The organism is Acinetobacter sp. FDAARGOS_494 (genome assembly GCF_003812225.1).
In the GTDB taxonomy this organism is placed as follows: domain Bacteria; phylum Pseudomonadota; class Gammaproteobacteria; order Pseudomonadales; family Moraxellaceae; genus Acinetobacter; species Acinetobacter baumannii.
Window position 1 is genome coordinate 3,645,548 of the sequence record NZ_CP033866.1, and the last position, 21,443, is coordinate 3,666,990.

The following is a 21,443-nucleotide window of genomic DNA, read 5'->3' on the forward strand; positions in this document are numbered from 1 at the left end:
TATCATGAATAGAAAAACGGATTTTACTCAATCTTTGGATGCAGAAGTTCTTATTATTGGCGCTGGGATTGCTGGTATCAGCGCAGCCTACCATTTAAAGAAATATAGACCTAATTCAACCTTTATTATTCTTGAAGGTCGTGATGATATTGGCGGGACTTGGAGTCTATTTCGCTATCCAGGGATTCGCTCAGATTCAGATATGCAGTCTTTTGCCTTTGGTTTTAAACCATGGACGCAAAAAAAGACTTTCGGTAGCGCACAAATGATCTGTGATTATTTGCATGAAACTGTTACAGAAAATGGTATTGACCAATATATTCAATTTGGCAGCTATGTAACCAGTGCAGAATTCTCATCGAATGAAGGAATCTGGACCGTTAAAGTCAAACAGAAAGATCAAAAAAGTTTAGTTACCTTACGTTCTCGCTTCTTACTCATGGGTACAGGTTATTATGACTATAACAATGGATATACCCCTGACTTTAAGGGCACAGAAGAATTCAAAGGACAAATTGTCCACCCACAACATTGGCCGGAAAATCTAAACTATTCAGGTAAAAAAGTAGTCGTCATTGGTAGTGGTGCTACAGCAGTGACATTAATTCCAGCTATGGCAAAAGACGTTGAGCATATTACTATGCTTCAAAGATCACCTGGCTATGTAGTTGCTATGCCGAGTGTCGATCCTATTGCAGTTGCTTTAAATACAGTTTTATCACCGCAACGAGCGTATGAAATTATACGACGTAAAAATATTGCTATTAGCCGCGGGATTTACAAACTATGCCACCGCTTTCCAAAGGTAATGCGTCATCTACTCATTGCAGATGTACGGCGCAGATTACCTAAAGATTTTGATGTATCAACGCATTTCTCACCCAAATATAATCCTTGGGATGAGCGTTTGTGTGTGGTACCAGATGGAGATATGTTTAAAGCGATTTCATCTGGTAAAGCATCAGTAGTGACTGATCATATTGACCGTTTTATCAAAGAAGGCATATTGCTGAAGTCAGGAAAAGTACTAGAAGCAGATATTATTATTACCGCAACCGGCTTAAATATGCTGGCATTTAGTAAGATTCAACTCACCGTTGACGGTAAGAAAATTAATTATCCAGACACGACGATATTTAAATCTATGATGCTGTCAGATATACCTAATTTTGCCTTTGCATTTGGTTATACCAATATTGCATGGACCTTAAAAGTAGATCTGGTATGGCAACATTTCTGTCGTCTCCTTGACTATATGGATGAGAATAAATACGGAACATTTACACCGATTATTCATAATAAAACCATGAAACGGGTTCCTTTTGTTGATTTGAGCCCAGGTTATGTTCAACGTGGTTTGGCACAATTCCCAATGGCAGGAACCGAAGGTCCTTGGACACTACAACATGATTATAAGGTTGACTTTGAGCGGCTCAATAAAGGTCCTGTGTGTGATAAGGAATTAAAGTTCACTGCATTGGTTCCCAAGAAAAAGTTAACTGTCGTTACGGAAACATCTTCAGAAGAATTGATGGTCAAAGCTTAATCTCCTTTAATCAGCATTTTAGTCTCTTATTTATCGGATCTGGAGCCTAAATAAGGGACTAAATACATGAGCACAATATTATGGAAAATATTAAATTTATCAGTAAAGGGATTACATGCTCGGCATGGTATATTCCTGCCACAACAGATAAGTATATGAACTCTCGTGGGCGGCCCTGTGTAGTCATGGCAAATGGCTTCGGAGGGACCAAAGATACCGGTTTATTAAATTTCGCAGAACCATTGAGTAAAGCGGGTTTTGATACATTTATATTTGATTATCGTGGTTTTGGAGAATCTGGTGGTTTTCCAAGACAGAATGTTTCCTATAAAAATCAGCGTGAAGATTACCATGCAGCAATCGCAGCAGTACGAAGTTTGCCAAATATTGATCGAAACCGTATAGCGCTTTGGGGGACATCTTATTCTGGAGGGCATGTTTTAGTCGCTGCGGCCCAAGATCAGAAAATATCTGCAGTAATCTCTATGAACCCGGCTACGGATGGTTTAGCTGCCCTCTCACAAATCTGCCGTTATGGTGGTCTAAAACAATTAACCGTTGCAGTCGCTCATGGACTAAAAGATTTAGCTTATTCTCTTTTAGGCCAAAAAGCGCATCTTATTCCAATCGTGGGGCAACCGGGCACGGCGGCCATCATTAGTACACCTGGCTCGGAGGTTTCCTATAAAGCCATGGCTGGGCCAACATGGCGGAATGAAGTATGTGCACGAACTGCTTTAGAGGTTGCAAGAAACCGGCCCATTAATTTCGCCCATCAAATAAAGTGTCCTTTATTGGTACAAGTGGGTTCAAATGATCAAGTTACTCCTCCTGAAGCTGCTCGCAAGTCGGCAAGCTTAGCAAATGGAGAAGTTAAATTACTTGAATATCCGATTGATCATTTTGATTTTTATAATGAACCGTGGCAAATAAAAATTTTAGAGGACCAAATTAATTTTTTAACCCAAGCCTTAGCTCGTCCCCGTGTTAGATAACCTGATTTCATAGCAATATTAGACCATCTAAAGCAAAAATAAGCTGATTTGGAATACCTCTATCAGCTTATTTTTTTAAGAGTGAAACTTTATTAGACTTTTGATATTCCTCCTCCTAAAACTTTATAAATTTCAATTTGGTTATTTAATTTTATTTGTTCAAGTGCAAGTAAGCCTTGTTGTGCAGCATAAGCAGAACGCTGAGCATCTAAAACCGTAAAATAACTATCCACTCCAGCTTTGTAACGTGCCATTGAGAGTTTATAGGTTGCAGCAGTCGCAGAGACTAAGCGACGCTGAGCGTCTAATCGTTCACCAATATGTGCATGTGTAGCAAGTGCATCATTAACTTCACGAAAAGCTGATTGAATGGCTTTTTCATATTTAGCTAAAGCAATTTTCTGGTCAGTTTCCGCAATTTTAATATTAGTTTTTCTTGTTCCCCAATCAAAAATTGGTAGATCGATATTAGGTCCAATCGACCATGCAAAATTGCCTGTTTTAAATAAATCTTTCAGTTCAGATGATGCATAACCCGTCGAGCCTGTCAAGCTTATGGTTGGGAACATCCGTGCTTTAGCAGCACCAATATTTGCTCCTGCAACACGTAACTCATATTCGGCAGCTTTAAGGTCTGGACGATGATTTAATAAATCACTTGGTAAACCGGCTGCAAAGTTTTTCTCAAAGGTAATATTTTGAATAGCATGATCCGGAAGTAAATTTTGCGGAACAGGATGACCTGCTAACAAATCCAGTAAATTTTTTGCCTGTTGAATTTGAGTTTTATAAGTTGCAACATCATTTCGAGCAGTCTCTACCGAAATTTGTGCTTGTTTTAATGGCACTTCACTATCAATACCAACATCAAAGCGCTTCTTGTTAAGGTTATAAGCATCGACTTGTGCTTTTAAGGTTTGCTCGGCAAGGTTTAAATTTGCTTGTGCAAAAGCATAATTTAACCAGACCTGTGTAATATTACTGATTAAACCAATTTGTACAGCTTCTTTTGCACTTTGAGTTGCAAGATAGTTATTTAATGCAGCATCTTTTAAATTTTGAACACGGCCCCAAAAATCTAGCTCATAGGCAGTCATTCCCAAGCCAACTTGAAATGTAGAAACTGGGTTATTGGGGTTAATCGATGGGCTAACCTGCCGCACTGCATTTCCCGTTACACCAATGGTTGGGAGCTGGCTATTTTTTGTGATTTGGTATTCTTGCTGTACACGTTCAATATTAAGCGTAGCAGTCCGTAAATCACGGTTGTTATTTAAACTGATTTCAATGACCTGTAATAATTTCGGATCAGAAATAAATTCTTTATAACTTTTTTCTGCAATCATTTTTCCAGAATGATTTTGACTAAAATTTTGAGGAATATGAGATGTAATTGCAGGCTGTGGCGCTTGCATATTGACACATGCAACGAGTGCAATTGAGAGTGTAGAAAGAATGAGTCCACGAGATACGATTGTCGATTTAGACATAGTATTCTCCAAATAAAGTAAATTTTGAGCATATGAAGCATCAGAGGAAATTGGTATTTCCCCTGATGCATTGAACTTAAGATGAGATTTTTTTCTTAGAGGAAAATAGCTTTTCTACTGCACCCAAAATGAAGATAAAAAACACGGGAACAAAGAAAATAGCCAGAATGGTGGCTGAAATCATGCCGCCAAAAACCCCTGTGCCTAAAGCATGTTGAGTTTCTGAACTTGCACCTGAGGCAATCACCAAAGGAATTACACCACACGTAAATGCAAGTGATGTCATCAGAATTGGCCGTAAGCGAAGTTTGGCTGCGGCAACAGTGGCTTCAATCAAACTCATGCCTTCTTCTTTCAGCATTTTCGCAAATTCAACAATCAAAATCGCATTCTTTGCCGATAGACCAATAATGGTAATTAGCCCGATTTTGAAGAACACATCATTCATTAACCCCCTAGACATAATGGCAATGATTGCTCCAAAAATACCGAGTGGCACAACTAGCATCACAGAAAGTGGAATTGCCCAGCTTTCATAGAGTGCAGCCAAGACAAGGAAGACAACTAACATGGATAAACCAAGTAAAAAGGCCATTTGTGATTCAGACTGCTTTTCCTGTAAGGAAATACCTGTCCACTCGTAGCCAATACCTTTCGGTAATTTCGCAATCAGTTGTTCCATTTCACGCATTGCTTCACCCGATGACGTATCGAAGTTAGGAATACCAGCAATACTCAAAGATGGTCGTCCGTTATAACGATTATATTGTTGTGGTGCCTTATTCCATTGTGGCGTTACAACTTCTGATAACGAGACTAATTGACCGCTTGAACCCATGACTTTCAGATTCAAGATATCTTTCAATTGCATACGTGATTTAGCCTCAACTTGTACAATGACTTGTTGCATACGTCCTTGATTAGGGAAGTCATTGATATACATTGAACCCATTGATGTAGAAATGATGTCTGAAACATCAGAAAACTTAACACCAAATGCACTAAGCTTTTCACGGTCAATTTTTAAAGAAATATTGTCACCTTGTGGCAACCCTTCATTCCAAACCATATAGAACTTTTTATTCTTGGCTGCCATTGCCATAAGTTCATCTTGAGCAGCCAGTAAAGCAGGCATACCTAAGTTAGCGCGGTCTTGTAAACGTAAACTGAAACCTGAAAAAGTACCTAACTCATCAATAGCGGGTGGTAATACGGCCATAGTCTCGCCTTCCGTACTGTTCGCCATAGAAGAATTAACGTCGCTTGTCATCTTAGATGCAGAGCTAGTCCGCTCTTTGAAGTCTTTAAGTGTCGTAAAAGCCACAGCTACATTTTGTCCTGCGCCACTAAAACCCCATCCCAAAATGGTGGTATTACTTTTTACATCGGGATTGTCTTTCAAATTATTTTCAAATTGATTGACTACATTCCGAGTACGCTCAGCGGTTGCATCTGAAGGTAGCTGGAACGAAGTCATGAACCAACCTTGATCTTCCTCTGGCATAAATGCTGTTGGCCAATATTTCATTCCGGTAAAGGTAATACCGGTAATTACTAAAAAGATCACCATCATTGGAACTGTATGTTTGATGATTTTAAGCAGCATCAATTCATACTTTTTAGTGACTTTATCGAAACTACGGTCAAACCATGCAAAGAAGCCCTTCTTCTGGTGATGCCCATCGATTGGTTTTAAAATCGTGGCACAAAGTGCCGGTGTTAAAATAAGTGCCAATAGCGCTGAAAATAAAATAGATACCGACATGGTCAAGGTAAACTGTTTATAGATTACCCCTACAGAACCACTCGCAAATGCCATAGGTAAAAATACTGCCGCCAATACCAGCGTAATACCAATAATCGGGCTGGTAATCTCTTTCATTGCTTTAGAGGTTGCATCTTTAGGCGATAATCCTTCTGTCGCCATAATCCTTTCGACGTTTTCAACCACGACAATGGCATCGTCGACAATAATCCCGATGGCAAGCACCATACCGAACATGGTGAGTACGTTAATTGAAAAGCCGGCAAGCAACATCACGGTAAAAGTACCGAGTAAGGCAATAGGCGCCACAATCGCTGGAATAAGCGTATAGCGGACATTATGTAAAAATAGATACATCACAATGAAAACCAGAACCATGGCTTCAAGTAATGTATGAATTACCTTTTCAATTGAAATTTTGACAAACGGCGCGGTGTCGTAAGGAATACTAAACTCCATGCCTTCCGGTAAATTTAGCTTCAACTCTTCAATTTTTGCTCGAACAACTTCGGCAGTTTTCACGGCGTTAGCACCCGGGCTTAATTGAATTGCTGCCGCGGTAGCAGGCTTACCATTTTCCAAAATGGCAAAGTTATATGCCTGTGAGCCTATTTCTACATTGGCAACATCAGATAACTTAATTACGCTACCGTTAGTTTTACTTTTTAAGCTAATATTTTTAAATTGCTCGAGACTAGACAATTGCCCTTGAGCAGACAATGGAATAGTAATGAGCTGGCCTTTTTCAGCTGGTAAATCACCAAGTCGGCCGGGTGCAATTTCGACATTATTTTCACGAATGGCATTATTCACATCACTAATCGATAAACCGTAAGAAACAAGCTTATTCGGGTCGACCCAAATACGCATAGCTTTCTCGGCACCGAAAGATTGAACCTTCCCTACACCTTCGACACGTTTTAGCTCTTCTACAACATTTCGAACCAAATAATCACTCAAATCAACTTCGGAATATTGATTATTTGGAGAGTTAATCCCGACCAGCATTAAAAATCCGGACGATGAAGCCTCAACCTGTAAACCTTGCTGACGTACAACTTGCGGTAAGCGAGCTTCTACAGCCTTGATTTTATTTTGAACGTCAACCTGAGCCATTTCCACATCTGTGCCTGGTTTAAACGTAGCCGTAATCTCTGCTGTACCGGAGGTATCTGTTGTCGCACTATAGTAGAGTAGATTTTTTACACCCGATAATTCGCGCTCAATTAAGGTTACAACGCTATCGTTAATGGTTTTAGCTGTAGCACCAGGATAAGTCGCACTAATATTCACCTGTGGCGGGGCCACACTTGGAAAACGTGCAATTGGCAGTTTAGGAATGCTCAGCAATCCAAATATAATAATGAAGATCGCAATAACCCAAGCAAAAACGGGACGACGAATAAAAAATTGTGACATCATGGTTGTGCCCCTTCAGCTATAGAAGTTTTGGTTTCTACACTTGAAGCATGATTCGCGACGGCTGGTGCTTTCCATGCTGCCAATGCCAATTTTTGATTTGGCTTAATACGTTCAATACCTTCAACAACGACTCTGTCACCGACTTTCAAGCCTTTGTTAGCGATATAGAACTGCTCATATTGCTGTCCAATTTCGATAGGACGAATTTCCGCTGTCCCTTGGGCGTTAATGACATATACCTGAGGCTCGCCACTGATATTACGTTGGATCGCTTGCGCCGGAACCAATAGCGCTTGAGGAATAGAAGCACGATCAATATTGACACGCACATACATGCCCGGAAGTAATTTTCGTTCAGTGTTATTAACTTCAATACGGAATGTGACATCGCCTGTTTCCGGGTCAACATTAATATCTTCAAACAACATTTTTGCTGTGACGTTATAGGGCTGTCCGTGGCTATTGGTAATACGAACGGTTTTGTCACTATTTGCTGATAATTCGCCGCTTTGTAGCGCAGCCTGTAGGCGTTCATACTCACTAACCGATTGCTTTACATCAACATAGACTTTATCAATCTGTTGAATGGTTGCCATCGTATTGGTATCGCCCTGACCGACCAATGCACCTTCAGTGACAAAAGATTGCCCAATACGCCCAGAAATAGGCGCTCGAACTGTTGCATATTGCAGATTCAAGTTTTGTCTGGCCAGCAATGCTTTCATTTGAGCGACATCGGCTAGAGCCTGACGATACTGAGCTTGAGCATTACTTACTTCTTGCTTACTAATTGCATTACTTGGTAATAACTGCTCATAACGTTCTAACTGAACTTTGAGTCTTGCCACCTCAGCTTCAGCTTTATTGAGAGAAGCTCTATTGCTATTTACATCGGCCTCAAAAGTCTCGGAATTAATTTTATATAAGGCTTGCCCTGCTCTAACTTCACTACCTTGTTTAAATAGAACCTTTTCAATGATACCTCCGACTTGCGGACGGATTTCCGCCGTACGGAATGCATGTACACGTGCAGGAAGATTTTCACTAAAATTTACCGATTGCGGTTGAATGCTTAATACACTGACTTTAGCCGGTGGTGGCTCAGCTTGAGCGACTTCTTTTGAATCACACCCCTGTAATATCAGCCCAATAGATAAAAATAAAGGAAGTAAAAGATGCTTTTGCATACTGTCCAAACCTAGTGAGTTTTTGATGTTCGTATTATTTTTGATGAGTGTGTAGGGATAATCACTAAAGTGTGGAGTAAGTGTGGAGAAATACGGATAATTTAGCGTATGATGAGTTGAAGCACTTTCTATAGCCAGATTTTCTATGTTTGATCATTCTTTTTCTTTTGATTGCCAAGATAAAGTTATTCTTGTGGTAGAAGATGACTACGATATTGGCGACATTATTGAAAATTATTTAAAACGTGAAGGCATGAGTGTTATTCGGGCTATGAATGGAAAACAAGCGATTGAATTGCATGCGAGCCAACCCATCGATTTAATTTTACTTGATATTAAATTACCCGAATTAAACGGTTGGGAAGTATTAAATAAAATACGCCAAAAAGCTCAGACTCCCGTGATCATGTTGACGGCGCTAGATCAAGATATTGATAAAGTTATGGCATTACGCATAGGTGCAGATGACTTTGTGGTGAAGCCTTTTAACCCAAATGAAGTCATCGCTAGAGTTCAGGCAGTCTTAAGACGTACTCAGTTTGCAAACAAAGTAACTAATAAAAATAAACTCTATAAAAATATTGAAATTGATACCGACACTCATAGCGTTTATATACACTCTGAGAATAAGAAGATCTTGCTTAATCTGACGCTGACTGAATATAAAATTATTTCATTCATGATTGACCAACCTCATAAAGTTTTTACGCGCGGAGAACTTATGAATCACTGCATGAATGATAGCGATGCACTAGAGCGAACCGTAGATAGCCATGTAAGTAAGCTGAGAAAAAAACTAGAAGAACAAGGCATATTTCAAATGTTAATTAATGTGCGTGGCGTGGGATATAGGCTAGATAATCCCCTAGCTGTAAAAGATGACGCCTAAATAATATTAAAAAATAGCTAGGGAATATTTTATGAAAAGTAAGTTAGGAATTAGTAAGCAACTTTTTATTGCCTTAACTATTGTAAATTTAAGCGTTACGCTATTTTCTGTAGTACTGGGTTATGTCATTTATAACTATGCGATTGAAAAAGGCTGGATTAGTTTAAGCTCATTTCAACAAGAAGATTGGACCAGTTTTCATTTTGTAGACTGGATTTGGTTAGCCACTGTTATCTTTTGCGGCTGTATTATTTCATTAGTGATTGGCATGCGCCTCGCAAAGCGTTTTATTGTGCCAATTAACTTCTTAGCCGAAGCAGCAAAAAAAATTAGTCACGGCGACCTCTCTGCTAGAGCTTACGATAATAGAATTCACTCCGCCGAAATGTCGGAGCTTTTATATAATTTTAATGATATGGCTCAAAAGCTAGAGGTTTCTGTTAAAAATGCGCAGGTTTGGAATGCAGCCATCGCACATGAGTTAAGAACGCCTATAACGATATTACAAGGTCGTTTACAAGGCATCATCGACGGTGTTTTTAAACCTGATGAAGTCCTATTTAAAAGCCTTTTAAATCAAGTTGAAGTTTTATCTCACTTAGTCGAAGACTTACGGACTTTAAGCTTAGTAGAGAACCAGCAACTCCGGTTAAATTATGAATTGTTTGACTTTAAGGCGGTAGTTGAAAAAGTTCTTAAAGCATTTGAAGATCGTTTGGATCAAGCTAAGCTAGTACCAGAACTTGACCTAACTTCCACTCCTGTATATTGCGACCGCCGTCGTATTGAGCAAGTTTTAATTGCTTTAATTGATAATGCTATACGCTATTCACATGCAGGCAAACTTAAAATTTCCTCGGAAGTGGTATCACAAAACTGGATATTAAAAATTGAGGATGAAGGCCCCGGCATTGCAACCGAGTTCCAAGACGATTTATTTAAGCCTTTCTTTAGATTAGAAGAATCAAGGAATAAAGAATTTGGCGGCACAGGTTTAGGTCTTGCTGTTGTACATGCAATTATTGTGGCACTGAAAGGCACTATTCAATATAGCAATCAAGGCTCGAAAAGTATTTTCACCATAAAAATTTCTATGAATAACTAAATGACTTCCTGATCCCAAGCTGTCTTTTGACTTTTTCACTTAAAATTTTTATTGAAATGCCATATCTAACCTAACCAAGATTTATAAAATAATTTTTATAATTTAAATAATGGATAACTAGATATGGATCGTTTTAAAGCTATTTTACTTATTACAAGTACATGTTTAACCACAACTCTTTATGCCAAACAACAAGTCGTCTGTGTATTTGACCCCATTGGTAAATCGGGAGACGCTTTCGCTTTAGCCAAAGATTATGCACTTGAAGCCAAAAATTGGGGAGCTGATCTATCTTTAAAAGCATATGTTGATGAACGTGTAGCTGCTGAAGATTTGAAAGTTGGAAAATGTGATGGCGCTATTATTAGCGGTTTACGTGGCCGTCAGTTTAATAAATATACAGGCTCTTTAGATGCTGTTGGTGCATTAACAAATATGAAAACGGCAATTAATGCCTATAAGCTGTTGTCCTCACCAATGGCCGCAAAAAACATGGTGGTAGGTCCTTATGAAATTGCAGGTTTAGGCACAATTGGTCCTGCCTATTTATTTGTAAATGATAGAAGTATAAATACTCTCGCTAAAGCTGCCGGTAAAAAAATTGGGGTATTTAAATACGATGAAGCCCAGCCAAAGCTTGTTCAACATGTCGGTGGTCAGGCTGTATCGGTAGACGTTACCAATGCCGGTGCAAAATTTAATAACCATGAAATTGATATTGTGCCCGCTCCTATTGTGGCGTTTAAACCTTTTGAACTCTACAAAGGTTTAGGTGAGAAAGGAGCAATTGTTCGTTTCCCTCTGACTCAAATTTCAGCAAACTTCATTATTCGTAAAGACCAATTCCCTGCGGGTTTTGGGCAAAAGTCTCGAACTTGGGTAGCCAGCCAACTCAATAGAACATTTGGTATTATTGCCAAATATGAAAGTGATATTCCTTCAAAATATTGGATGGATATTCCTAAAAATGAACAATTAAACTATATGAAAATGATGCGCGAGGCTCGTATACAGCTAACCAAAGCAGGTATCTACGACCCAAAAATGATGAACTTTTTGAAAAAAGTAAGATGTAAAGAAAACCCAAGTAATTTTGAATGTGCATTAAACGATGAATGAACACTCAAAACATCTGCATATCTTTTTTAAAGCATTTGTATAGACTTAAAAGGTAGAACCTATAGTATAAGTTCTACCTTAACTCATTCATTTCTTCTCTAGCTTGTTGTGGTGTTTTACCCGACCACTCTTTATAAGCCCGTGTAAATGGGCTGTGTTCGGCATAACCTAACAGTAAAGCTATTTCTACAATTTGTAGCCTTAGATCTTTTAAATACGATTTTGCTAATTCGTAACGGACAGTATTTAATTCTTTCCGAAAATTCGTACCTGCCTCGGTTAAACGACGTTGCAAGGTTCTACGTGAATAATTTAATCGCTCTGCAAGCTGTTCAATAGTTGGTTCGCCTTGATGAAGTAAGTAAGCAATTTGTTTACGAACTTGATCTGTAATTTCATCAATATGTGGCAGGCTTGCCAGTAACTTGTCAGCATGTTTTTCTAGTATGGCAACTAAGGCCGCGTCGGAGTTTTTAAGCGGTAGACTTAAGATTTCCTTATCAAAACGCATCAGTGCCACAGGCTGTTCAAAAAGCACAGGACAACCAAAATACTCCTCATAAGGCTGAACATTTTCAGGCCGTTCATGAATAAAATGTATTTCTTTAAGTCTTTCTTTTCCTCTAATGAGACTACGGCAAAATTGAACTATAACGGTACGGCCAGTTTCATCCGATAAAGGGCCGACTTGCTCACCTTTTGTATCCCATGAAAGCTCTACATATTCAGTATAAATACGAACAGTGGCAGGATAAACATCATAGACAAGCCGCTGATATCGTTCAAACCTTTCTAAAACCGCCCCCAGATTTTCACAAGCAAGAAATACTGACCCTAATACACCCAGATGCTGAGCTGTAATGGTTTGCCCCACATGTAAACCAATGAAAGGGTCATTTAAATAATCTTTAGCAATAATGAGAAGACTTTCCCAATGGTCGATATCTACGCCTTCTAAATGATTTGAATCTGCTTTAGGCCACGGTTCACCCAGCACCTTTTCTGGGTCATGTCCTAGTTTTTCCAGATATTCAAATAATAACTGAACATAGATTTCAGAAATCCTTCTTCTATACAACGGCTTATTCAATCCATTCATTCCGTATAGTTCTAATTTGGCGCCCATTATCAATTAGTGTACTTAAAGCTTTCAAGCAAAAGCAAATAACTAAAAATACCTGCTCAATCCAAATTTTGGCGCAAAGTGTCAAGCAATATGGCAGCTTTCATCAAGCCCAATCTCATTATTTTTCAGAAGATAGTGTTATAGCCAATATTGAGAAAAATACGATGGGTAAAAGTCTAAATAATGTGCCCCAAGCGCCACTTGATGTTCAGTTTGATTCAAATGACGTGAAATGCAGTGCCTATTTATACCGTCCCACAACCGAGGTAGCTACTCCAATGATTGTGATGGCACATGGGCTGGGTGGTACTCGAAGAATGCGTTTAACAGCTTTTGCCGAACGTTTCGTGGCAGAGGGTTATGCTTGTTTAGTGTTTGATTATCGCTATTTTGGGGATAGCGAAGGTCAACCTCGACAATTACTAGATATAAAAAGTCAGCTCGAAGACTGGAAAGCTGCCATTGCCTATGCACGTAGCCTAGACAAAATTGACCCAAACCGCGTAGTTATATGGGGGACTTCTTTCGGTGGAGGCCATGTGCTGGCAACAGCTGCCAATGATAACCGGCTTGCTGCTGTTATATCACAATGCCCCTTCACTGATGGTTTCTCATCTAGCATGGCAATGAACCCGATAACGACCCTCAAGCTCATGGGACTCGCTTTAAAAGACAAGATTGGATCAATACTCGGCGCCAAGCCAGTCATGGTACCTCTTGCAGCACCATCAGGACATACAGCATTAATGAATGCACCTGATGCTTATTCAGGTTATCTCGCACTCATGCCTTCAGGTTCAAATATTCCAAACTATGTCGCTGCACGTTTTGTACTCGACATCATACGCTATTACCCGGGTCGTAAGACATCACGTATTCAAGCGCCCGTGTTGTTTTGTGTCTGTGATACCGACTCTGTTGCCCCCTCAAAAACAACATTGCGTCATGCGAGCCATACACCCAATCATGAAATTAAGCACTACGCCGATGGTCATTTTGAAATTTACGTTGGAGAAGCTTTTGAGCGTGTTGTTCGTGATCAGATCGACTTTCTTAAACGCATCGTTCCAGTCAAGTAACAGTAAATTTAAAACATTTGGAGAAAGTCCATGAAATATGACCTGAACAAAAAAGTTGTTTTAATTACAGGAGCCGCTGGAGGAATTGGTGCAGCAACAGCCCGTGAATTTTATGCATTAGGTGCAAACTTGGTACTCACCGATATGCAACAGGAAGCTGTAGATAAACTTGCATCTGAATTTGAGGCATCTCGTGTTTTACCATTAGCGCTAGACGTTACTGATGCGGTAGCCACAAAAGATGTAGTCCAGAAAACAATAAAACACTTTGGACACCTTGATATAGCTTTCGCCAATGCAGGTATCTCATGGCGTGATGGTGCTTCGACAATTGCTAGCTGTGATGAAGCTGAGTTCGATAAGATTATTGAAGTTGATTTACTTGGTGTCTGGCGCACAGTCCGTGCTGCCTTACCAGAGGTGACCCGCAACAAAGGACAAATCCTCATAACCTCTTCTGTTTATTGCTTTGTCAACGGAATGGCAAACGCTCCATATGCGGCTTCAAAGGCGGCAGTAGAAATGCTCGGACGCTGTCTCCGTACAGAGATTGCATATACTGGCGCAACCGCTAGTGTTGTCTATCCGGGCTGGACAGCAACACCAATCGCTAAGGTTGCCTTTGGGGGTAATGCAACTGTAACGAAGATGATTGAAGCAGCATTTCCGGCATGGTTACGCAAGCCTATTTCTCCGGAATATATGGCGCAAGCCATTGTAAAAGGTGTACAGCGTCGACAGCCACGCATTTTTGCTCCAGTGCGCTGGGTTCCGTTCTCGATATTACGCGGAATGTTTAATGCAGCTAGTGATGCAATGGTTGTACGCCATAAGAAATTACAGGGATTACTTCAACAACTTGAAAGTGAATCTAAACCTGTCCAGAAATAATCCATTGCCTTAAAGCTCATTTATAAAAATGTCTGGAAATCTGATATGTCTAAATACAAATTAAAAGATAAAGTTGTCGTAATTACAGGTTCAACAGGTGGACTAGGACTTGCGATTGCCCAAGCATTACAAGCCAAAGGCGCAAAACTAGCACTCCTAGATTTAGACCTTAACAAAGTTGAAAGTCAGGCAAAACAGCTAGGTGGGCAAAGCATTGCCGCAGGTTGGGTGGCCGATGTACGCTCTTTGGAAAGCCTAGAAATGGCTATGGCAAATGCAGCTCAACACTTCGGTAAAATTGACGTGGTGATTGCAAATGCTGGCATAGCTACAACAGAAGCACTAGAACATATGGCTCCTGAAACCTTTGAGCGAACCATCGATATTAACCTGACTGGAGTATTTCGTACTTTCCGCGCAGCTATACCCTATGTAAAACAAACACAAGGATATTTACTGGCAGTGTCTTCAATGGCGGCTTTCGTCCACTCCCCATTAAACACTCACTACACTTCGAGTAAAGCCGGCGTTTGGGCACTTTGTGACAGTCTCCGCTTAGAATTAAAATATTCAAATATAGATGTTGGTAGCCTTCATCCGACCTTCTTTAAGACCCCAATGATGGACAGTATTCAAAATGACCCAGCAGGTAAAGCTGTGTGGAAAGGTAACTCGGGTATTTGGAAATATATAACTATTGATGAAGTTGTCTCGGGTGTAGTTGAAAGTATAGAACGGCGTAAAGATATGACTGTTGTACCTAAAATAAATACTCCGATTGCCAAAGCACCCGCACTGTTTAGAAATGTGATTGAGTTTTTAGGTTTCAACCGTAAACAGCTTAAACAGACCATGCAATTGGCAGAGAAAAACCATAATTCATTTTAAATCTTTTAAAACACGGATGTTTTGATATATCCGTGTTTATTTAATTAGCAGCAAAACTCTAATCATTTCTAATTCATTCTTAATCATACATTCATAAAAATTTAAAATAATGCGGCAAGTAAAAAACCAAACTCTATCAAAACAAAAAAAATAAGAAGACTAACCCTTGTATACATAACAAGGTCATCACTATCTTCTTTAACTTCGGGAATAAGTGGAAATCTATAATTCTTTAACAATAGAAAAATATTTAAATAGCCGCAAACAGCCCCAATCGCAAAATCAATTTCAAGTTCCCCTTTAAAAAAGATAGCTATCATAAAGGCAATAACAATTAGCCCTACAGTTAATAAAACATATCTTTTTATCAATGAATCATATATAAGGAAAGACTTCATTTTTAACGACCATCCTCATAAAGTTACTCGAATAAACATTTAATCTCTAAAGAGAATGACATAAAAATTTATTTTAAAGAACCTATGCCTATCTTTTTAAATCATATTATTATTGATCGTATGGGCTGTGCATCCTGATAAATAAAACTATACAGCACTGTCTACCCCTCTTTGCTATCATTCTGGCACTTCAAGAAAATAAGAAGGAATAGTTTTGACAACACCATATATAACTATAGGCTGCCCGACCTCTGGTGGTGGCCAAGTAATTTCTGGGAATAATATGTTCCTGATTGACGGAATTCCCGTTGCCTGTGTTGGTGACAAAGCAACTTGTCCAACTCATAAAGTCGTTGCAACTATTGTATCTGGCGATCCGTGCATGCAAATCTTTGGGAAAGCTGCTGCCCGAGTAAATGATTCACTCTCTTGTGGTTGTAAATTACTGCCTCAACAAAACTTAGTTGTTCAGGATAACGGTGGTGGCGCTGCATCATCGGCTGCAAAATCTTCATCAGCTCCAATTTCACAGAAGCAACCAGCCACAGACAGTTTTGTTAAAGATGAATATGAGAACTACTACATCGAGCAAAACACAACGAAATATGTAAAATTTACAAATGGTATTTTCCCGTACGATGAAGATAAGAAAAATCTTTTTGGGGCAATTAGTCAGGCTGTTTCAGGTGTATGTACTTTCATAGTTACTTATATTCTAAAAGGGCAAGAACTTTTCGTGACAGTTTCTATGCTTCCTCCAACATTAAGCGGTGATGCTACAATTTTTCCATACGCAACACTTGATCTTGTGCATAACAATCAAAGCTTAGGAAAAACACGTTTGGAAAAGGGAAAAGGCGTATGGTCAACAGAAAACTCTAAGGAGCCTGTAGGTCAGTGTAAGGTAACTCTACCTAAACCTGATTTATCAACTATTGAAGCAACTTTAACTATGGGTTACACCGCAAAATTTGATGGCGGTACTGTTCGACCAAACCCACCTCACACTCGCTTCTCTTTTACTTTAAATTCAGCATCAAGACGTAAATCATGAATAGAAAATTAATCAGTACTATTGTTCTCATTTCTGTATTTGGAGTTACTGCTTGTAGCAAGGCATCAAATGAACAAGCAAAGGTAGATACTACTGAGAAAAGCAGCTCTCAAAACGTAAAAACGGAATTATCCGCAAGTGATAAAGCGATTTTAGATAGATATGAAACAATCACAAATGAAGTTGTGACTGCTGGTGAAGATGAAAAGATAAAACAAACTTTAGCGCCTTTAATACCTGAAATTAAGAAAGTTACTGCTAAAAAACAAAGAGAAATGGCATTGATGAATATTTATATGCTGTCTGGTATGTATAAAGAGGCTTATGAGTTAAATGAGCAACAAATCAAAGAGAAACCCTTGCCTCAACGGATAATGTTTAGATGTACTTTGCTTGAAAAATTAAATGAGGCCAAAGTAAAAATTCAACAGTGTCACGAAGCTTCTGCCCAACTCATACAAACCGAATTGAGTAAATCATCTAGCAAAAATGATCCCCAGTACAGAGACGCCGAATTTGTATATTTAACTGAAATGTATAAAGCTGGTCACACTGACTATAAAGCAAAAATACAGAAATTTATTGATGAAACTAAAGATGTCGCATCAAAAGATAAATATAAGTCTTTGTATGATGCCGATATTGAGTCATTTTATGGTACTGATTCACCAAATTATGTACCAGAATCATTAAAGTAAATTTAAATGAAAAGCCCCGAATATTCAGGGCTTTTTAAATTGCTTTAACGTAAATAGAAGCATCTGATTTAAACACTCTAAGCTGGCTATATATTTCGTTAGTAAACCTTAACCCTCAGCAACATCATTAATATCGTAGACTTGATTTTTCCCAAACCCTTATACGATACTGTTCAGTGTTAATACTCCTTGTGTTAGCAATCCAAAGCTCTTTGATTCCGCCAAGAATTCTCTGAAGGGCTTTTTTATTGCCTAAATTATGCATTATTGTTTCCTAGAAGCTTTGAAAGCTTGGTTAAACCCTTTGGTGTTACTCTCACCTGCTCTGTGATTTTGATCGTCCCATCAGGCAGCTGGATATCCTTTACTTTATGTTCTAAATATCCCGCTTTAATTTTCTCTTGATAAGCAACCCAATGTTTGCTGCCATGACGTTTGTAAATCCAGTCATTCATGTGAAGCCACTTATTAAATTTATGTGGTTCTTGTTGTAGAGCTTTAGCAGCATCAGTTAGGCACATACTTCCCTCGGCTCTAGCAATACGGGCAAATGCTTCCATTGTAGGTTGCATAACTTCAACTTTGTGCTCTAGCTCAATCACTTTTTCTGAATAAGTCAGTAAAGCATTACGTAAAAGATTTGGATCTGCTAGTAATTGCATTGGATCGGTCAGTTGAATTTGCCCTGTTGCTACCGCGTCATCAGAAAAGTAATTTATTAATGAATCATTTTTTAAAACTGTAATACTCATAAAAAAGCCTCATCGTGGGGATGAGGCTAGTATGTGTAAAGTCTTTTTAGCATTGTTCTATTTAGAGTCTATTTAGAATTAAAATTATCAAAATAGTACTTAGCATCTTTAAAAGCCTTGCCACATGTATCCTTATTTGGTAACTCCAAGTTATTTTTTTCACAATATAATTGTAGTTGAGAAAAAGCAGCTTGAGGTTGGGAGATGTCTATATTTGCCATATTAGCCAAAGCATAGATAATTTTATTTATTGATTTATTAGAAATGCTATTTTTACTAGTATAATTTGATCTTACATCTAATTTTTCATACTGTTTTCTAATATGAGGTGACATATAATCTTTCCTTTCCCTAATTTTTCTACTTTCACCTCTTTTTAAAAAATCCATGTCTTCTTTTAGAATATAAATATCTTCTAAATTATATTCCATTTCAAAATCCTCTAACTGTTTATCGCCGTACCAGTAATACTTCTCCCATCCTTTTTTCCACTTAAATTTATCTATTCTATCAGTTGCGTGCCTATTTTGTATTTCTACAATCTCCATTACCTCAGGAAACTCGTAGTATAGATCGGCAAATTCTGTACCATTATAAATTTCATCATATATCTCAAAAAAAGACATTTTTTTAATAATTTCTTTTTCTGAATGATTTATAAGAACCGTATCAAAATACTCATCTCTTTTAAGCCCTTTAGGATATTTTTTAAATTCCAAATAATATCCGGAATCAATTTTAAGATAATTATCACAAAGGTAAAAATATTCACACGGATCATAAATATCTAATATTAATGGTTTTATAATAATTTTATTATTAAGCAAATCGAATGCTGTCTCTAAAGTTAACTTAAGATATAGATCATAATCCCCCATTTTATTATAAATATTTTGATAATTAAGCATTCTATTAAAAAAAAGTATTTCTTCTATTCTCTTTTCATTTTCATTATTAAAATTTTCATCTAACTCCCATTCCATAGGGATGGCAAAAAGATAATTATTCTTACTAAATTTTGCATGCATCCAAATATGCCCTTGATGAACTAAATCTAATATATATCTAATATCTATATCATCTCGATTGAAAAATAAATTCAATTCTTTACATGCTTCTTCTAATGAATATGCTGATTTGCTTGGAAGCAAGACATTGTTTTTACTATACATTACATCCCCTATTTATCATAAAGCATTTAATTAAATATACCCCAGCTTGGGGTGTTTGTGGGATAAACCATAAGTTACTGTATTATTTGGGCTTCTAAGTAGAGCTTGCTAATCAGAGAACTTAGTCTTTCTACCGTTTTAAGTTTTATACAGTGTTATATCAAAAATATCTAAAAGCTACTCTTCAGCTTAAATCTTAGTTGCCGACATCCCCCTCAAAAACACCTCAACCATTCTTTCATCAACCTCATCCGAGCTTAAACGCTGAATAATGGCGCCTTCGATCATATATAAAAATAATTTGGCATCAGTAAAGGAAGCATCGGGTTTAAGTACTCTAAGCTGATTATAGATTTCATTGATTAGCCATGTTCTATATCTCACGGCGGTTGTATATGCATTTGGGTAGGTATTTTTGATTTCAAAAATGGCTTTAAATAACAGGTAATACAGCCCGTCTACATCGGTATGTAGAATATAGAGTTTCTTGAGTTTATCGATTGCGTTTGTGTCGTGATCGTATTCGACCATAGCAACCACTTTTTCTTGCAGTCGTTCTTTTTGCACCATTAGGCAGATTTCAATTAGCCGTTCTTTAGAGTGAAAGTAGTTATAAAAAGTTGCTTTGGTAATTTCGGACTCTTTCACAAGTCGGTCGACGCCCACAATATGAAAACCGCGGCGGTGAAATAATTCAATTGATGTATTTACAACTTTTAATGCACGTGTTGGGAGAACTAAATTTGGCATATTTTTACCGTTATAAATTAAATTTTTGTTGTATATAAATGAGATATAAAAAACTGCTGACTTTTTTGGGAGAAAAAAAGGCATAGCAAAGCCGTAAAGACTGTGCCCAGCACATCTCAAGTTTTAGTTGTTCGAAGTTTTAAGTAATAACGAGCTAAAGCCTGAAAAAGCCTTACGGCGATCAAGCTGCGTTAAATGTTTTAAGCTGTGTTGTTATAGCTTTTGGCAAGGGTTGCCAAGAAATGATGGATGCGCAAAGCCAACTCCTTATTTATGGAGTTCTGCCAGAGCATAAGATTTATGGTGGCAGAACGAAAGAGGGTTAGCAGACTAGTCACTCAACTAGCACACCCGTAGGTGTCCCTCTCCCGTCCTACAGCTACGGGAGGGAACTGGGAGTTTACACACAAAACTATTCCTCAGAAGGAATAAATTCTGATGCGGAGTGAACGGTCTGCTAAAACCGACTGGCAATGTAGGCCAGCCCGCAAATGGTAATCTTCAATATTTGAAGTGTCAATGTGAAATTGGCTAGAAAATATTTAAATAATTATTATTTTTCATTTAATTACATAATTAAGGATATTCTTAAGTAATATTTACAATCTGCTTTTATATCATTAAGTTAAATTTTAAAGTTGCAAAAATTTATATATTAGATTGGTTCAAAAATTATCATTTTAGTGTTCACAAGCGTTCCCTTGTGAACATTTAAATAGTTTCTTACTCGTTTGGCTTTATAATTTTGCTAACAATATGTTCATGCGTAGGTACAAGCCCTGCTTTTAAACCAAGTGGTTTAAACACTTTATCTAACACAGACTGAGTGAGTTTACCTTTATCCTGCTCAATGTCCGTTAAAGTCCGACGGCTTATACCCACCAAATTAGCATATTGTTCTTGCGATAAACCCAACACATTTTTGCGTAAATACGATAGCAATTGCCCCAAAGTAATCTCACTCAACAAATATTGTTTATATAAATCTATAAGAATCTGCTGACGGTCTTGGGTTTGTATTGTTAATTTTTTCATTCGTATAAATGAGTAATTATTTTCTCAAAAATACGATAAAAAAGACTTTTTGTGAATATATTTGCTCAATTTGATTTATTTT

19 protein-coding genes are annotated in these 21,443 nt (G+C 38.0%); 10 read left to right on the top strand and 9 right to left on the bottom strand.

The window, feature by feature from the left end; genetic code table 11:
* Positions 1-4 precede the first annotated feature (4 nt).
* Positions 5-1,546 carry a flavin-containing monooxygenase gene (locus tag EG365_RS17780; protein WP_001080623.1) on the top strand — a complete coding sequence of 514 codons (1,542 nt, stop codon included), beginning with the start codon at positions 5-7 and terminating at the stop codon, positions 1,544-1,546.
* Positions 1,547-1,626: 80 nt separating this feature from the next.
* A complete protein-coding gene (locus tag EG365_RS17785; RefSeq protein ID WP_000427715.1) occupies positions 1,627-2,541 on the top strand; it encodes an alpha/beta hydrolase in 915 nt (304 codons plus the stop codon).
* 92 nt (positions 2,542-2,633) lie between these two features.
* Here the strand turns inward: EG365_RS17785 and adeC are convergent, their stop codons facing one another.
* The 3 genes from adeC to adeA all read right to left on the bottom strand — a co-directional run bounded on the left by adeC (position 2,634) and on the right by adeA (position 8,405).
* Positions 2,634-4,031, bottom strand: a complete 1,398-nt coding sequence (gene adeC, locus EG365_RS17790) for a multidrug efflux RND transporter outer membrane channel subunit AdeC (RefSeq protein ID WP_000047249.1) — start codon at positions 4,029-4,031, stop codon at positions 2,634-2,636.
* Positions 4,032-4,107: 76 nt separating this feature from the next.
* Positions 4,108-7,218, bottom strand: coding sequence for a multidrug efflux RND transporter permease subunit AdeB (gene adeB / locus EG365_RS17795; RefSeq protein WP_000987613.1), 3,111 nt, complete (start codon positions 7,216-7,218; stop codon positions 4,108-4,110).
* Positions 7,215-8,405, bottom strand: coding sequence for a multidrug efflux RND transporter periplasmic adaptor subunit AdeA (adeA, locus tag EG365_RS17800; protein ID WP_001169094.1), 1,191 nt, complete (start codon positions 8,403-8,405; stop codon positions 7,215-7,217). Before adeA ends, adeB begins: the two co-directional genes overlap by 4 nt.
* Positions 8,406-8,550: 145 nt before the next feature.
* Here adeA and adeR point away from each other — a divergent pair, with 145 nt between their 5' ends.
* The 3 genes from adeR to adeT1 all read left to right on the top strand — a co-directional run bounded on the left by adeR (position 8,551) and on the right by adeT1 (position 11,518).
* On the top strand, positions 8,551-9,294 hold the full coding sequence (gene adeR, locus EG365_RS17805; protein ID WP_000459542.1) for an efflux system response regulator transcription factor AdeR: 744 nt from the start codon (positions 8,551-8,553) through the stop codon (positions 9,292-9,294).
* 31 nt (positions 9,295-9,325) lie between these two features.
* Complete coding sequence (gene adeS / locus EG365_RS17810) at positions 9,326-10,399, top strand: two-component sensor histidine kinase AdeS (protein ID WP_000837467.1); 1,074 nt, start codon at positions 9,326-9,328, stop codon at positions 10,397-10,399.
* A 123-nt stretch (positions 10,400-10,522) separates the two neighbouring features.
* Complete coding sequence (gene adeT1, locus EG365_RS17815; RefSeq protein WP_000373596.1) at positions 10,523-11,518, top strand: putative multidrug efflux protein AdeT1; 996 nt, start codon at positions 10,523-10,525, stop codon at positions 11,516-11,518.
* A gap of 73 nt (positions 11,519-11,591) precedes the next feature.
* On the opposite strand, the gene EG365_RS17820 is transcribed toward adeT1, so the two are convergent.
* A complete protein-coding gene (locus EG365_RS17820) occupies positions 11,592-12,617 on the bottom strand; it encodes an AraC family transcriptional regulator (RefSeq protein ID WP_001013804.1) in 1,026 nt (341 codons plus the stop codon).
* Positions 12,618-12,808: 191 nt separating this feature from the next.
* On the opposite strand from EG365_RS17820, the gene EG365_RS17825 reads away from it, so the two are divergent.
* From EG365_RS17825 to EG365_RS17835, 3 genes are read left to right on the top strand one after another with little or no spacing between them, the layout of a single operon-like run.
* A complete protein-coding gene (locus EG365_RS17825) occupies positions 12,809-13,723 on the top strand; it encodes an alpha/beta hydrolase (protein ID WP_000520419.1) in 915 nt (304 codons plus the stop codon).
* Positions 13,724-13,753: 30 nt separating this feature from the next.
* A complete protein-coding gene (locus tag EG365_RS17830; RefSeq protein WP_000872850.1) occupies positions 13,754-14,614 on the top strand; it encodes an SDR family NAD(P)-dependent oxidoreductase in 861 nt (286 codons plus the stop codon).
* A gap of 45 nt (positions 14,615-14,659) precedes the next feature.
* On the top strand, positions 14,660-15,502 hold the full coding sequence (locus EG365_RS17835; RefSeq protein ID WP_000049721.1) for an SDR family NAD(P)-dependent oxidoreductase: 843 nt from the start codon (positions 14,660-14,662) through the stop codon (positions 15,500-15,502).
* Positions 15,503-15,603: 101 nt separating this feature from the next.
* Here the strand turns inward: EG365_RS17835 and EG365_RS17840 are convergent, their stop codons facing one another.
* Positions 15,604-15,900, bottom strand: a complete 297-nt coding sequence (locus EG365_RS17840; protein ID WP_000834644.1) for a hypothetical protein — start codon at positions 15,898-15,900, stop codon at positions 15,604-15,606.
* A 214-nt stretch (positions 15,901-16,114) separates the two neighbouring features.
* Here EG365_RS17840 and EG365_RS17845 point away from each other — a divergent pair, with 214 nt between their 5' ends.
* Positions 16,115-16,954 (top strand): PAAR domain-containing protein, encoded by an 840-nt coding sequence (locus tag EG365_RS17845; protein ID WP_000211331.1) that lies wholly within the window; start codon positions 16,115-16,117, stop codon positions 16,952-16,954.
* The gene (locus EG365_RS17850; protein ID WP_001080407.1) at positions 16,951-17,652 is read left to right on the top strand and encodes a hypothetical protein; all 702 of its coding nucleotides are present in this window, start codon (positions 16,951-16,953) and stop codon (positions 17,650-17,652) included. Before EG365_RS17845 ends, EG365_RS17850 begins: the two co-directional genes overlap by 4 nt.
* 257 nt (positions 17,653-17,909) lie before the next feature.
* Here the strand turns inward: EG365_RS17850 and EG365_RS17855 are convergent, their stop codons facing one another.
* The 4 genes from EG365_RS17855 to EG365_RS17870 form a co-directional block, all read right to left on the bottom strand.
* Entirely contained in the window at positions 17,910-18,404 is a 495-nt protein-coding gene (locus EG365_RS17855) for a phage antirepressor KilAC domain-containing protein (protein WP_001987702.1), read from the bottom strand.
* Between the two features lie 68 nt (positions 18,405-18,472).
* Complete coding sequence (locus EG365_RS17860; RefSeq protein ID WP_000287036.1) at positions 18,473-19,576, bottom strand: hypothetical protein; 1,104 nt, start codon at positions 19,574-19,576, stop codon at positions 18,473-18,475.
* A gap of 189 nt (positions 19,577-19,765) precedes the next feature.
* Positions 19,766-20,326, bottom strand: coding sequence for a TetR/AcrR family transcriptional regulator (locus EG365_RS17865; RefSeq protein ID WP_001133223.1), 561 nt, complete (start codon positions 20,324-20,326; stop codon positions 19,766-19,768).
* Positions 20,327-21,049: 723 nt separating this feature from the next.
* Entirely contained in the window at positions 21,050-21,361 is a 312-nt protein-coding gene (locus tag EG365_RS17870; RefSeq protein ID WP_000737064.1) for a helix-turn-helix domain-containing protein, read from the bottom strand.
* Positions 21,362-21,443: the final 82 nt, after the last annotated feature.

Excerpts from the sequence above, each read along its gene's own strand:
- EG365_RS17780 (WP_001080623.1), top strand. The coding sequence starts at position 5 with ATGAATAGAAAAACGGATTTTACTCAATCTTTGGATGCAGAAGTTCTT.
- EG365_RS17785 (WP_000427715.1), top strand. The coding sequence starts at position 1,627 with ATGGAAAATATTAAATTTATCAGTAAAGGGATTACATGCTCGGCATGG.
- adeC (WP_000047249.1), bottom strand. The coding sequence starts at position 4,031 with ATGTCTAAATCGACAATCGTATCTCGTGGACTCATTCTTTCTACACTC.
- adeB (WP_000987613.1), bottom strand. The coding sequence starts at position 7,218 with ATGATGTCACAATTTTTTATTCGTCGTCCCGTTTTTGCTTGGGTTATT.
- adeA (WP_001169094.1), bottom strand. The coding sequence starts at position 8,405 with ATGCAAAAGCATCTTTTACTTCCTTTATTTTTATCTATTGGGCTGATA.
- adeR (WP_000459542.1), top strand. The coding sequence starts at position 8,551 with ATGTTTGATCATTCTTTTTCTTTTGATTGCCAAGATAAAGTTATTCTT.
- adeS (WP_000837467.1), top strand. The coding sequence starts at position 9,326 with ATGAAAAGTAAGTTAGGAATTAGTAAGCAACTTTTTATTGCCTTAACT.
- adeT1 (WP_000373596.1), top strand. The coding sequence starts at position 10,523 with ATGGATCGTTTTAAAGCTATTTTACTTATTACAAGTACATGTTTAACC.
- EG365_RS17820 (WP_001013804.1), bottom strand. The coding sequence starts at position 12,617 with ATGAATGGATTGAATAAGCCGTTGTATAGAAGAAGGATTTCTGAAATC.
- EG365_RS17825 (WP_000520419.1), top strand. The coding sequence starts at position 12,809 with ATGGGTAAAAGTCTAAATAATGTGCCCCAAGCGCCACTTGATGTTCAG.
- EG365_RS17830 (WP_000872850.1), top strand. The coding sequence starts at position 13,754 with ATGAAATATGACCTGAACAAAAAAGTTGTTTTAATTACAGGAGCCGCT.
- EG365_RS17835 (WP_000049721.1), top strand. The coding sequence starts at position 14,660 with ATGTCTAAATACAAATTAAAAGATAAAGTTGTCGTAATTACAGGTTCA.
- EG365_RS17840 (WP_000834644.1), bottom strand. The coding sequence starts at position 15,900 with ATGAAGTCTTTCCTTATATATGATTCATTGATAAAAAGATATGTTTTA.
- EG365_RS17850 (WP_001080407.1), top strand. The coding sequence starts at position 16,951 with ATGAATAGAAAATTAATCAGTACTATTGTTCTCATTTCTGTATTTGGA.
- EG365_RS17855 (WP_001987702.1), bottom strand. The coding sequence starts at position 18,404 with ATGAGTATTACAGTTTTAAAAAATGATTCATTAATAAATTACTTTTCT.
- EG365_RS17860 (WP_000287036.1), bottom strand. The coding sequence starts at position 19,576 with ATGTATAGTAAAAACAATGTCTTGCTTCCAAGCAAATCAGCATATTCA.
- EG365_RS17865 (WP_001133223.1), bottom strand. The coding sequence starts at position 20,326 with ATGCCAAATTTAGTTCTCCCAACACGTGCATTAAAAGTTGTAAATACA.
- EG365_RS17870 (WP_000737064.1), bottom strand. The coding sequence starts at position 21,361 with ATGAAAAAATTAACAATACAAACCCAAGACCGTCAGCAGATTCTTATA.